The organism is Janthinobacterium sp. Mn2066, from assembly GCF_049319705.1.
Lineage (GTDB): Bacteria > Pseudomonadota > Gammaproteobacteria > Burkholderiales > Burkholderiaceae_D > Janthinobacterium.
This window is the reverse complement of record NZ_JBMOUF010000006.1, coordinates 332,771-346,597: the sequence shown is the minus strand read 5'-3', so window position 1 is coordinate 346,597 and position 13,827 is coordinate 332,771. Positions and strand designations below refer to the sequence as shown.

8 protein-coding genes are annotated in these 13,827 nt (G+C 58.0%); 6 read left to right on the top strand and 2 right to left on the bottom strand.

The genetic code is table 11. The features are described 5' to 3' along the window. Nucleotides 1-311: 311 nt before the first annotated feature. The 4 genes from rplJ (at nucleotide 312) to rpoC (ending at nucleotide 10,013) form a co-directional block, all read left to right on the top strand. Complete coding sequence (gene rplJ, locus ACL9RI_RS14100; protein ID WP_422727166.1) at nucleotides 312-848, top strand: 50S ribosomal protein L10; 537 nt, start codon at nucleotides 312-314, stop codon at nucleotides 846-848. Nucleotides 849-915: 67 nt separating this feature from the next. Continuing rightward, nucleotides 916-1,290, top strand: coding sequence for a 50S ribosomal protein L7/L12 (gene rplL, locus ACL9RI_RS14095; RefSeq protein WP_076565137.1), 375 nt, complete (start codon nucleotides 916-918; stop codon nucleotides 1,288-1,290). A 252-nt stretch (nucleotides 1,291-1,542) separates the two neighbouring features. Continuing rightward, on the top strand, nucleotides 1,543-5,649 hold the full coding sequence (gene rpoB / locus ACL9RI_RS14090; RefSeq protein ID WP_422727165.1) for a DNA-directed RNA polymerase subunit beta: 4,107 nt from the start codon (nucleotides 1,543-1,545) through the stop codon (nucleotides 5,647-5,649). Nucleotides 5,650-5,771: 122 nt separating this feature from the next. Continuing rightward, nucleotides 5,772-10,013, top strand: coding sequence for a DNA-directed RNA polymerase subunit beta' (gene rpoC / locus ACL9RI_RS14085; protein WP_422727164.1), 4,242 nt, complete (start codon nucleotides 5,772-5,774; stop codon nucleotides 10,011-10,013). 75 nt (nucleotides 10,014-10,088) lie between these two features. On the opposite strand, the gene ACL9RI_RS14080 is transcribed toward rpoC, so the two are convergent. After that, nucleotides 10,089-10,931, bottom strand: coding sequence for a pirin family protein (locus ACL9RI_RS14080; RefSeq protein ID WP_422727163.1), 843 nt, complete (start codon nucleotides 10,929-10,931; stop codon nucleotides 10,089-10,091). 107 nt (nucleotides 10,932-11,038) lie between these two features. Here ACL9RI_RS14080 and ACL9RI_RS14075 point away from each other — a divergent pair, with 107 nt between their 5' ends. Continuing rightward, the gene (locus ACL9RI_RS14075; protein WP_422727162.1) at nucleotides 11,039-11,941 is read left to right on the top strand and encodes a LysR substrate-binding domain-containing protein; all 903 of its coding nucleotides are present in this window, start codon (nucleotides 11,039-11,041) and stop codon (nucleotides 11,939-11,941) included. 1 nt (nucleotide 11,942) lies between these two features. Here ACL9RI_RS14075 and ACL9RI_RS14070 read toward each other — a convergent pair whose 3' ends face one another. Then, nucleotides 11,943-12,890 carry a GlxA family transcriptional regulator gene (locus ACL9RI_RS14070; RefSeq protein WP_422727161.1) on the bottom strand — a complete coding sequence of 316 codons (948 nt, stop codon included), beginning with the start codon at nucleotides 12,888-12,890 and terminating at the stop codon, nucleotides 11,943-11,945. Between the two features lie 126 nt (nucleotides 12,891-13,016). On the opposite strand from ACL9RI_RS14070, the gene ACL9RI_RS14065 reads away from it, so the two are divergent. Continuing rightward, nucleotides 13,017-13,817 carry an SDR family NAD(P)-dependent oxidoreductase gene (locus ACL9RI_RS14065; RefSeq protein ID WP_422727160.1) on the top strand — a complete coding sequence of 267 codons (801 nt, stop codon included), beginning with the start codon at nucleotides 13,017-13,019 and terminating at the stop codon, nucleotides 13,815-13,817. Nucleotides 13,818-13,827: the final 10 nt, after the last annotated feature.

Here is a 13,827-nt window from a genome sequence, read left to right as displayed (position 1 = left end):
TCAAGTCCTGTGGCGCCTTCGGGCGCTGCAGGCGCATCTTTGGGCTGTCTGTGTGGTGTTTTTGCCGTGCAGGCAGACAATCAAAGACCGTTGGGCCGACTGGGACAGCAAGTACAGAAGGTTAATAGGCTTCCCGGCAACGGGAAGTGCCCAACGCAGATGGTGTACCCGAACAAGTTTTGTAGTCCTCATGCTGCGTGAATCCATCCGCTCAGTTTAGTACTTCTTGACTTCGGACGCCGTGTTCGAACCGATGCAAGACGCTTTACCACTCGGTAAAGAGTGTCGAACATCATTTAAGGAGGTTGACCGTGAGTCTCAATCTGAATGACAAAAAGGCCGTCGTCGCCGAAGTTTCCGCACAAGTAGCAACTGCGCAAACGATCGTCGTGGCCGAATATCGTGGCATCCAGGTTGGTCACTTGACGCAACTGCGTGCTAAAGCACGTGCCCAAGGCGTGTACCTGCGTGTGTTGAAAAACACATTGGCTCGTCGCTCCGTCGAAGGCACCCAATTCGCCAGCCTGGCCGATTCCATGACCGGTCCGTTGATCTACTCGATCTCGGCCGATGCCGTTGCCGCAGCTAAAGTCATCGCTGACTTCGCTAAAACCAACGACAAACTGGTAATCACCGCAGGTAACTACGCCGGCAAATCGCTTGATAAAGCGGCTGTCGTAGCACTGGCGAGTATTCCTTCCCGTGAAGTCCTCATTTCGCAGCTGTTGGGCGTCATGCTGGCTCCGGTGTCGGGCTTTGCACGTGGTCTGGCTGCTCTGGCAGCGAAAAAAGGCGAAGGCGCCGCTCCTGCAGAAGCAGCAGTGGAAGAAGCCCCAGCAGCCGCTTAATCGCGCGCGCTTTTTTCTCTCAGTACCAATCTGATGTAACTAACGTAATAAATTTAGGAGTTTCAAAATGGCAATTAGCAAAGACGATATCCTGGAAGCAGTTAGCGCCATGTCCGTAATGGACCTGAACGACCTGGTAAAAGCTTTCGAAGAAAAATTCGGCGTGTCGGCAGCAGCTATGGCTGCTCCAGCAGCCGGCGGCGCAGCAGCTGGTGCAGCTGTTGAAGAGCAAACCGAGTTCAACGTTGTTCTGGACACCTTCGGCGCAAACAAAGTTGGCGTCATTAAAGCAGTTCGCGAAATCACCGGCCTGGGCTTGAAAGAAGCTAAAGACCTGGTCGATGGCGCACCAAAAACTGTGAAAGAAGGCGTTTCGAAAGCCGACGCTGAAGCAGCACAGAAGAAACTGGTAGAAGCCGGCGCAACCGCTTCGATCAAGTAATATCTGTACTGGCGTCAGTTAGCGCCCGAGCCAAAGTCTGAGATTTCCCCTTGCAAGGGGGGAAATCCGACTTTGGCTCCTTTGTCGTCTGTATCGTATTTGTAGCGTATTTGTAGCAATATCTGTCGCAGTTTTGTTCGATTCAAGCCGGAAAGCAGAGCCTTGAGGTTTCGTCTGTGTCACACGCAGCGTTGCAAATGAACACTTGCAAAACCTGAATTTTCTATCCTTTCTGTCACTCACGGAGTGTCCATGCACTACTCATTTACTGAGAAGAAACGCATTCGCAAATCATTCGCGAAGCGCGCCAACGTTCACCACGTTCCGTTCCTGCTGGCGACCCAGCTCGAGTCTTATCATAGCTTCTTGCAAGAGGACATAGCACCGTCCGGCCGCAAGAACGATGGCCTGCAGTCGGCCTTCACTTCGATTTTCCCTATCGTTTCGCACAATGGTTTTGCGCGTCTCGAATTCTTGTCGTACGTCCTGGGCGATCCTGCCTTTGACGTCAAAGAATGCCAACAACGTGGCCTGACGTTCGCGTCGCCGCTGCGCGCGAAAGTGCGCCTGGTGATCCTGGACAAGGAATCGCCAACCAAGCCAGTCGTCAAGGAAATGAAAGAACAGGAAGTCTACATGGGCGAATTGCCGCTCATGACGACCACCGGTTCCTTCGTGATCAACGGCACTGAGCGTGTGATCGTTTCCCAGTTGCACCGTTCGCCTGGCGTGTTCTTCGAGCACGACCGCGGCAAGACTCACTCGTCCGGTAAACTGCTGTTCTCGGCACGTATCATTCCTTACCGCGGTTCGTGGCTGGACTTCGAGTTCGACCCGAAAGACATCCTGTTCTTCCGCGTCGACCGCCGCCGCAAGATGCCAGTGACGATTTTGCTCAAAGCAATCGGCATGTCGCATGAGCAAATCCTGGCCAATTTCTTTGTCTTCGACAATTTCAACCTGCGCTCCGAAGGCGCGGAAATGGAATTCGTTGCCGAGCGTCTGCGCGGTGAAGTTGCGCGTTTCGACATCGTCGACAAGTCGGGCAAGACCCTGGTGCTGAAAGACAAGCGTATCAACGCAAAACACGTGCGTGATATCGAATCGGCTGGCATCAAGCACATTTCCGTACCTGAAGACTACCTGCTGGGCCGCGTATTGGCGAAGAATATCGTCGATGGCGACACCGGTGAAGTCGTGGCAAACGCCAACGATGAGCTGACCGAAGACCTGCTGGGCCGTCTGCGCGAAGCCAACGTGACCGAAATCCAGACCTTGTACACCAACGACCTGGATCAGGGCGCGTACATCTCGCAAACCCTGCGTATCGACGACACCGCTGACCAGATGGCAGCGAAAGTGGCGATCTACCGCATGATGCGTCCAGGCGAACCGCCAACGGAAGACTCCGTTGAAGCGCTGTTCAATGGCCTGTTCTACAACTCGGACCGCTACGACCTGTCGGCCGTGGGCCGCATGAAGTTCAACCGCCGCATCGGCCGTGATGAACTGACCGGCGCCATGACCCTGTCGAACGAAGACGTGCTGGCCGTGATCAAGATCCTGGTGGAACTGCGCAATGGCCGCGGCGAAGTCGACGATATCGATCACCTGGGTAACCGTCGCGTACGTTGCGTGGGCGAACTGGCAGAGAACCAATTCCGTGCCGGTCTGGTACGCGTTGAGCGCGCAGTCAAGGAGCGTCTGGGCCAGGCCGAAGCCGACAACCTGATGCCGCATGACCTGATCAACTCGAAGCCGATTTCGGCAGCCATCCGCGAGTTCTTCGGTTCGTCCCAGCTGTCGCAGTTCATGGACCAAACCAACCCTCTGTCGGAAATTACCCACAAGCGCCGCGTATCGGCGCTGGGACCCGGCGGTCTGACACGCGAACGCGCCGGCTTTGAAGTGCGCGACGTGCATCCGACCCACTACGGCCGCGTCTGCCCGATCGAGACACCGGAAGGTCCGAACATTGGTCTGATCAACTCGCTGGCGTTGTACGCCCGCCTGAATGAATACGGCTTCCTGGAAACCCCATACCGCAAGGTGGAAGGCTCCAAGATCACCGACCAGATCGACTACCTGTCCGCTATCGAAGAAGGCCGCTACATCATCGCCCAGGCGAATGCGACCATCAACGATGCAGGCATGTTGTCCGATGAACTGGTATCGGCCCGTGAAGCCGGCGAAACCATCCTGGTATCCCCAGAGCGCATCCAGTACATGGACGTGGCGCCGGGCCAGATCGTTTCCGTCGCTGCCTCGCTGATTCCCTTCCTCGAACACGATGATGCGAACCGTGCATTGATGGGCGCCAACATGCAACGCCAGGCAGTGCCTTGCTTGCGTCCTGAAAAAGCGCTGGTCGGTACCGGTATCGAACGCACTGTTGCGGTCGACTCGGGCACCACCGTACAAGCACTGCGTGGCGGTATCGTTGATTACATCGATGCAGGCCGTGTGGTGATTCGCGTGAACGATGACGAAGCGCAAGCTGGTGAAGTGGGCGTCGACATCTATAACCTGATCAAGTACACCCGTTCGAACCAGAACACCAACATCAACCAGCGTCCTATCGTGCAAGTGGGCGACCGTGTTGCCAAGCGCGACGTGATCGCCGACGGCGCATCGACCGACCTGGGTGAATTGGCGCTGGGCCAGAACATGACCGTGGCGTTCATGCCATGGAATGGTCTGAACTTCGAGGATTCGATCCTGATCTCGGAAAACGTCGTCAAGGATGACCGCTACACCTCGATTCACATCGAAGAGTTGTCGGTTGTTGCACGCGATACCAAACTGGGCGCGGAAGAAATCACCCGCGACATCTCGAACCTGGCTGAAAACCAGCTGGCACGTCTGGATGAGTCCGGTATCGTCTATATCGGCGCTGAAGTGCAGGCTGGCGACACCCTGGTTGGTAAAGTGACGCCGAAGGGCGAAACCCAGCTGACCCCGGAAGAGAAGCTGCTGCGCGCGATTTTCGGCGAAAAAGCTTCGGACGTGAAAGACACCTCGCTGCGCGTGCCTTCGGGCATGATCGGTACCGTGATCGACGTACAAGTCTTCACCCGTGAAGGCATCGTGCGCGACAAACGTGCTCAGCAAATTATCGATGACGAACTGAAACGTTTCCGTCTGGACTTGAACGACCAGATGCGTATCGTGGAAGGCGATGCCTTCCAGCGTCTGGAAAAAATGCTGATCGGCAAAGTCGTTAACGGCGGCCCTAAAAAGCTGGCCAAAGGCGCCAAGATCACCAAGGAATACCTGGCTGACCTGGACAAATACCACTGGTTCGACATCCGCCCTGCGGACGACGATGCCGCGGTAGCGCTGGAAGCGATCAAGGAATCGATCAACGAGAAGCGTCACCAGTTCGATCTGGCCTTCGAAGAGAAGCGCAAGAAGCTGACGCAAGGCGATGAGCTGCAACCAGGCGTGCAAAAAATGGTCAAGGTGTACCTGGCCGTGAAACGCCGCCTGCAGTCGGGCGACAAGATGGCAGGTCGCCACGGTAACAAGGGTGTGGTTTCCCGTATTGTTCCTGTGGAAGATATGCCATACATGGCCGACGGCACGCCAGCGGACGTGGTGCTGAACCCACTGGGCGTTCCTTCGCGGATGAACGTTGGTCAGATCCTCGAGACGCACTTGGGCTGGGCTGCCAAGGGTCTGGGTATCCGCATCGGCGAAATGCTGAAGGCGCAAACCAAGGTCGAGCAAGTGCGCAAGTATTTGACCACGATCTACAACGACAACGGCCGCGCCGAAGAGCTGGATAACTTCGACGACGAAGAGATCATGAAGCTGGCGGAAAACCTGAAAAAAGGTGTTCCATTCGCCACGCCAGTGTTTGACGGCGCCAATGAATCCGAAATCCGCCGCATGCTGGACCTGGCGTATCCGGACGACATCGCCAAGAACCTGGGCATGACCGCTTCGAAAAACCAGGTGACCATGTATGACGGTCGCACCGGTGAAGCGTTCGAGCGCAAGGTCACTGTCGGCGTGATGCACATGCTGAAACTGCATCACTTGGTCGATGACAAGATGCATGCCCGTTCGACCGGTCCTTACTCGCTGGTCACGCAACAGCCGCTGGGTGGTAAAGCCCAGTTCGGTGGTCAGCGCTTCGGTGAGATGGAAGTGTGGGCACTGGAAGCGTACGGCGCGTCGTATGTCTTGCAAGAGATGTTGACCGTCAAGTCCGATGACGTGAATGGCCGTACCAAAGTGTACGAAAACCTGGTCAAAGGCGACCACGTGATCGACGCCGGCATGCCTGAGTCGTTCAACGTGCTGGTCAAGGAAATCCGTTCGCTGGGTATCGATATCGACCTCGAACGCAACTAAAAGACAGCTTATTGACTAAATAAGTGTCATTTGGTTTGGGAAACACAAGGCCCGGCACAGGAAACTGCGCCGGGCAATGTAGTCTCAGGAATATAGAAATTTAATCACCTCTGGAGTGATACATGAAAGCACTGCTCGATCTATTCAAGCAAGTACAGACTAACGAGACCTTCGATGCAATCAAGATCGGTCTCGCTTCGCCTGAGAAAATCCGTTCGTGGTCCTACGGCGAAGTCAAGAAGCCGGAAACCATCAACTATCGTACCTTCAAGCCTGAGCGCGATGGCCTGTTCTGCGCCAAGATCTTTGGCCCGATCAAGGACTACGAATGCCTGTGCGGTAAATACAAGCGTTTGAAACACCGCGGCGTGATCTGCGAAAAGTGCGGCGTTGAAGTCACTTTGGCGAAAGTGCGCCGCGAGCGCATGGGCCACATCGAACTGGCCTCGCCAACCGCGCACATCTGGTTCCTGAAATCCCTGCCATCGCGCCTGGGCATGGTGCTGGACATGACCCTGCGGGACATCGAACGCGTGCTGTACTTTGAAGCATACGTCGTGACCGATCCAGGCATGACCCCGCTGAAGAAGTGCCAGATCATGTCGGAAGACGACTACGCCGCCAAGTACGAAGAGTACGGCGACGACTTCACCGCTTTCATGGGCGCCGAAGGTATCCGTGAACTGCTGCGCTCGATCGACATCCACCGCGATGCCGAAACCCTGCGCGTGGAACTGAAGGAATCGAAATCCGAAGCCAAGATCAAGAAATACGCCAAGCGCCTGAAAGTGCTGGAAGCGTTCCAGCGTTCGGGCATCAAGCCTGACTGGATGATCATGGAAGTGCTGCCAGTGCTGCCGCCGGAACTGCGTCCGCTGGTACCGCTGGATGGTGGCCGTTTCGCGACCTCGGATCTGAACGATCTGTATCGCCGCGTCATCAACCGTAACAACCGTCTGAAACGCCTGATGGAGCTGCGCGCTCCAGAGATCATCACGCGCAACGAAAAGCGCATGCTGCAAGAAGCAGTCGATTCGCTGCTGGACAACGGCCGTCGCGGTAAAGCGATGACCGGCGCCAACAAGCGTCCGCTGAAGTCGCTGGCAGAGATGATCAAGGGTAAAGGCGGCCGTTTCCGTCAAAACTTGCTGGGCAAACGCGTCGATTACTCCGGTCGTTCGGTGATCGTGGTGGGCCCGCAATTGAAACTGCATCAGTGCGGCTTACCGAAACTGATGGCGCTGGAACTGTTCAAACCATTCATTTTCAATAAACTGGAACTGATGGGTCTGGCTACCACGATCAAGGCCGCCAAGAAGCTGGTCGAGATCCAGGAGCCGGTCGTCTGGGACATCCTGGAAGACGTGATCCGTGAACATCCGATCATGTTGAACCGCGCACCAACCTTGCACCGTCTGGGTATCCAGGCGTTCGAGCCAGTGCTGATTGAAGGCAAGGCCATCCAGTTGCACCCACTCGTCTGCGCGGCATTCAACGCCGACTTTGACGGTGACCAAATGGCGGTCCACGTTCCTCTGTCGATCGAAGCACAGATGGAAGCACGTACCCTGATGCTGGCATCGAACAACATCCTGTTCCCATCGAACGGCGAGCCGTCGATCGTGCCATCGCAGGATATCGTGCTGGGTCTGTACTACGCGACCCGCGAAGCAATCAATGCGAAGAACGAAGGGATGTTGTTCCCTGACGTCTCCGAAGTGATCCGCGCCTACGATAACAAGGAAGTCGAACTGACGACCCGCGTGACCGTGCGTATCACCGAATACCCGAAAAACGCTGAAACCGGCGAATTCGAAAAAACCATCACCCGCTACGAAACCACGGTCGGCCGTGCGATCCTGTCGGAAATTCTGCCTAAAGGCTTGCCGTTCTCCGTACTGAACCGCGCGCTGAAAAAGAAAGAAATTTCCAAACTGATCAACACGTCGTTCCGCAAGTGCGGCCTGCGCGCAACTGTTGTGTTCGCAGACAAACTGATGCAATCGGGCTTCCGCCTGGCGACGCGCGCAGGTATTTCGATCTGCGTCGACGACATGCTGGTACCACCTCAAAAAGTGACCCTGATCGCGACGGCCGAATCGGAAGTCAAACAGATCGAACAGCAATACGCTTCGGGTCTGGTGACCGCCGGCGAGCGTTACAACAAGGTCGTCGACATCTGGGGCAAAACCTCGGACGAAGTCGGCAAGGCCATGATGGACCAGCTGAAAGTCGAAGACGTCGTCAAGCGCGATGGCACCAAGTCGACGCAAGAATCGTTCAACGCCATTTACATGATGGCCGACTCCGGCGCGCGCGGTTCCGCAGCCCAGATTCGCCAGTTGGCCGGTATGCGTGGTCTGATGGCCAAACCGGATGGCTCGATTATCGAAACGCCGATTACCGCGAACTTCCGCGAAGGTCTGAACGTTTTACAGTACTTCATTTCGACCCACGGTGCACGTAAAGGTCTGGCCGATACGGCGCTGAAAACGGCTAACTCCGGTTACCTGACGCGTCGTCTGGTTGACGTTACGCAAGATCTGGTGGTCATCGAGGACGATTGCGGCACCACCAACGGTACCGTCATGAAGGCCCTGGTTGAAGGTGGTGAAGTCATCGAACCGTTGCGCGACCGTATCCTCGGCCGCGTGGTGGTGCATGACGTCGTCAATCCTGAAACCCAGGAAACCCTGTATGACGCCGGCACCCTGATGGACGAAGACATGGTCGAAGAGATCGAGCGTCTGTCCATCGATGAAGTCAAGGTACGTACGCCACTGACTTGCGACACGCGCTTCGGCCTGTGCGCCAAGTGCTATGGCCGCGACCTGGGCCGTGGCTTGCTGGTCAACGCCGGTGAAGCAGTCGGTGTGGTGGCAGCGCAGTCGATTGGTGAGCCTGGTACCCAGCTGACCATGCGTACCTTCCACATTGGTGGTGCGGCATCGCGTGCAGCAGTGGCATCGTCGGTTGAAGCCAAATCGAACGGCACCATCCGCTTCACGGCAACCATGCGTTACGTGACGAACGGCAAGGGCGCGCAAATCGTCATTTCCCGTTCCGGCGAAGTGCTGATTACCGACGACCATGGCCGTGAGCGCGAGCGTCATAAAGTACCGTACGGTGCGACCCTGATCGTCAAGGACGGCATGGTCATCAAGGCCGGTACGGCACTGGCAACGTGGGATCCGCTGACCCGTCCGATCATTACCGAATACGCCGGTCAAGTGCGTTTCGAGAACGTCGAAGAAGGCGTCACCGTGGCCCGTCAGGTCGACGAAGTGACCGGTCTGTCCACCCTGGTGGCGATCGATGCAAAACGTCGCGGTTCGCTGACCAAAACGTTGCGTCCGCAAGTCAAGCTGATCAACGACGCCAACGAAGAAGTCAAGATCGCCGGCACCGAACACTCGGTGGCGATCGGCTTCCAGGTCGGCGCGCTGATCATGGTGAAAGACGGTCAACAGGTATCGGTTGGTGAAGTGCTGGCACGTATTCCTACCGAATCGCAAAAAACGCGCGATATTACCGGTGGTCTGCCACGCGTTGCCGAGCTGTTCGAAGCGCGCTCGCCGAAAGACGCCGGTATGCTGGCGGAAGTCACGGGTACGGTTGCGTTCGGTAAAGAAACCAAAGGCAAGCAACGTCTGGAAATCACAGACATGGACGGCAACAAGCATGAGTTCTTGATCACCAAGGACAAACAAGTGCTGGTGCATGACGGCCAAGTCGTGAACAAGGGCGAGATGATCGTGGACGGCCCGGCCGATCCGCAAGACATCCTGCGTCTGCTGGGTATCGAAGCACTGGCACGCTACATCGTTGACGAAGTCCAGGACGTGTACCGTCTGCAAGGCGTGAAGATCAATGACAAGCACATCGAAGTAATCGTGCGTCAGATGCTGCGCCGTGTACAGATCGTCAATGCCGGCGACACCAACTACATCGTTGGCGAGCAGGTAGAGCGTTCGGAACTGCTGGACGAGAACGATCGCGTATTGTCGGAGAACAAGATTCCTGCGACCTACGAGAACGTCTTGCTGGGTATTACCAAGGCATCGTTGTCGACCGATTCGTTCATCTCGGCCGCATCGTTCCAGGAAACCACCCGCGTGCTGACCGAAGCGGCGATCATGGGCAAGCGCGATGGTCTGCGCGGCCTGAAAGAGAACGTCATCGTCGGCCGCCTGATTCCTGGCGGTACGGGCCTGGCCTTCCACCGCGCACGCAAGGAAAAAGAAGCGTGGGAAGTGGAAGAACGTCAAGCGCTGCTGCTGGCCGAAAAAGCCTCGCTGGCTGGCGAAGCTGCCGAAGCACTGCAAGACATCGAAATCCAGCAACACCAGGGCGACGAAGCGTAATCTGGCTTCTTGCTAACAAAAACGGCACCGTGGAGAAATCCCGGTGCCGTTTTTTTATGCCCGATAGAAATAGTGTTAAGCCGGAACTTCCCCAAAATGACCAGCTTGCAAGCGCTCCAGCGCCTGCTGCAGCGAGGCCTTGCTTTCGAAGACAAAGGGGCCGTGCGTGACCACGGCTTCGTCGATATGGGGCCCTGCCAGCAGCACGCAATGGACTTCTGCCGTGGTGCTCAAGCTGAGCTGGCCGGCTTCTGCTGCGCTGGCGCAGATGGCCTGGCCGGTCTGCACGCTGATGCCCGCGTCGATATCGAGCTGGCCGCTGACCACATGCAGCCAGGCGTTCCAGCCGGCAGGCAAGTCCACCGCGTAGGGTTCGGCAATGCCTTGCAGCTTGATGTCGAGCATCAAGACGGGCGTGGGCGTGCTGGCGGGGGAGACCAGCGGACCGACCTGGCCCGCCACCACGCGCACGCGGACACCGGCCTTGCCGATGATGGGCATCTGCTTGCCCGGCACGCAAAACGAGTCGGGCGCCAGGTTTTTCAGGTAGGCTGGCAGGTTGACGAAAATCTGCAGGGCGTGGATATGCGCTTGTTCGCCAACCGGCAACTGCGTATGCAGGATGCCGCTGCCAGCCAGGGTCCAGTGCAGGTCGCCGGCGCCGAACTGGTTGCGGTGGCCCAGCGAATCGCGGCTGAGCATTTCGCCCCGGCTATCTTCAAACATCAAGGTGACGGCCGAAAACCCTGCATGCGGGTGCACGTCGAAAGTCGGTTGCCACATATGAAAATGGTCGACCATCACGAAGGGCGACATGGCCGCGCCATGAAAGGCGTCATGGCGAAATTGCGCGATGGTGCAGCCGGTGCCGACCGGCATGGGCCTGGCCGTGACGATATGGGAAAAACGTAAGCTCATGCTGATGGCCTCCTGATCAATGATGGATGCAGTGTAGTCAGGCTGCCAGGGTGGGGGAAGACGGTCCGGCACGGACAGATTGTTCGGAAATGTGGGAAGATCGCTCCATGCTCAATCTGAATGACGTCTTTTACTTCGTGCAAGTGGTCAACCATGGCGGCTTTACGGCGGCCGGGCGGGTGTTGCATGTGGCCAAGTCCACGCTCAGCGCCCGCGTCCAGTTGCTGGAAAACGACTTGAATCTGCGCCTGTTGAACCGCAGCACGCGCAAGTTTGGCCTGACCGATGTGGGCAGCGAATTTTATGCACAGGCGCAAGTTTTGCTGCATGAAGCGGAGCTCACTGAAAATATCGCGCGCCGCCGCCTGAGCGAGCCGGCCGGGATGATCCGCATCAGCACTTCCGTGACGGTGGCGCAATTTGCCTTGCGCGATATCCTGCCCGCGTTCATGCGCCGCTTTCCTGGCATCACGGTAGTGCAACATGCCAGCGATCTGATGACCGACTTGATCGATACGGGTTATGACCTGGCGATCCGGGGTCACTCGAGTCCACTACCCGATTCTTCGCTGGTGCAGCGCCGGCTGAGCGCTGTTTCCTGGTGCCTGTATGCATCGCCGGACTACCTGCAACGCTGCGGCGAACCGCTGTTGCCGCAAGAGTTGTCCAGCCATGAGACCCTGATCTTCGGACGCGAAACGCAGCAGCACTGGCAATTGCATAGTGATAATGAACCAGCGCTGTCCGTGCCGGTGCAGGCGCGGTTTGCCAGCAACGATATGGTTGCCCTCAAGCATGCCGCATGTGCCGGATTAGGTTTGGTGGCCTTGCCTGCCTATGTGTGCCGCGAAGACGAGCGCAGTGGCCGCTTGCGGCGCGTGCTGCCCGCATGGCGCGCCACCGATTCGTATCTGTACGCCGTGTTTCCGTTTCGCCAGGGCTTGCTGCCTTCGGTGCGCGCCTTGCTCGATTGCCTGGCCGAGGAAATGCCGGCGGCAATCGGCTCTTGAACTATGCCGGGTTTGCCTGCCGCAAGCCGCGCTTGATCGCCTGCGGCGGCATGCCATAGGCGCGGATAAAGGCGCGGCGCATGCGTTCCGGATCATCGAAACCGTTTTCGCGGGCCACCACGTCGATCGCATGATTGCCTTGTTCCAGCATCGTGCGCGCCGCTTCGACCCGCAAGGTTTCCACGGCTTTCGCGGGCGAATGGCCTGTTTCGAGGCGAAAACTGCGGCTGAACTGGCGCCGGCTCAAGTGCGCCGCGTCGGCCAGTTCATCCACGCTCAGCGGTTTGCGCAGGTTGGCTTTGGCGTAGCTGAGGGCGCTCTGGATGCGGTCTGACTTCGGCTCCAGTTCCAGCAGCGCGGAAAACTGCGATTGCCCGCCGCTGCGCCGGTGATACACCACCATCTGGCGCGCCACCGTGCGGGCGATCTCGACACCAGCGTCCGCTTCCAGCAGGGCCAGGGCCAGGTCGATGCAAGCCGTCATGCCGGCCGAACTCCAGAATTTGCCATCATTGATAAAGATGCGGTCTTCTTCCACCTTGGTCTTGGGAAACTGGCGCTGCAATTGCCGCGCCTGGCACCAGTGCGTGGTGACGCGGCGGCCATCGAATAAACCGGCCTCGGCCAGCAGCAGCGCGCCGGTGCAGATGCTGGCCATGCGCCGCGAGGCCGCGCCCGCCTGGCGCAGGAAGTCGAGGAAAGGCGCCGTGGCGACGATGGCCGAAGTGGCGCCGCCGACCAGCACGGTATCGTAGTCATGCCGTGAAAATGGCAAGGTATCGACCTTGGCCAGCGAGGAACTGGCCACCAGACCGCCATGTTCGGACAGCATCTGGATGGCGTAGCGCGGCCCGCCGGGCAAGTTATTGGCCAATTCAAAAACGGTGATGGCGGCCAGGTCGACGATCTGGAAGCCGGGAAACACGACGAAGGCGATAGTCTTTTGCATGATGGCCCAAATTGAGGTTTCTATGTCATTCGGGTTAAAGGTTAACCCTCTACACTGGTCCTGTCAATGCATGCCAAGCCGGGCGCGACGCGCCGGGAAGCATGCCCAACCTAAAGAGGATTTATCATGACGACCTTGAACAAGACAGGTACTGCAGTGATCACGGGCGCATCGACCGGCATCGGCGCCATTTACGCCGAGCGCCTGGCGCGCCGCGGCTACGATTTATTATTGGTTGCCCGCAGCGCGGACAAGCTCGATGCGCTGGCAACCAGGCTGGCCCGCGAAACGGGCCGTGCGGTTGCTACCGTAACAGCCGACCTGGGCAAGGCCGACGAGGTGCGCGCGCTGGAGCAGCGCTTGCGCAATGACGCCAGCATCACCTTGCTGGTCAACAATGCAGGCGTGGGCGCCACGGCGAGCCTGATCGATTCATCGGCCGATGACCTCGACAATATGCTGCAACTGAACGTGTTGTCGCTGACGCGGCTGACGCACGCCGTGGCGCCGGGCATGGTGGCGCGCGGCCATGGCGCCATCATCAATATCTCGTCGATCGCCGCCGTGGCGCCCGAGCTGTTGAATGGCACGTATGGCGGCAGCAAGGCCTATGTCCTGGCGCTGACGCAATCGCTGCACCACGAGCTGAAAGACAAGGGCATCCGCGTGCAGGCCGTCTTGCCGGGCGCCATTGCCACGCCATTCTGGGACCGCGCCGGCGTGCCGATCTCCCATTTGCCAGCCGCCATCGTCATGACGCCGGACAACCTCGTCGATGCGGCGCTGGCCGGTTTCGACCAGGGTGAAGTGGTGACCGTGCCATCGCTGCCTGACGCGGCCGACTGGGACCGTTTTGAAACAGCGCGCCTGGCGCTGGGGCCGAACCTGTCCCATACCAAGCCTGCTGCCCGCTATCAGGTGGCTTGAGCCTATCGCT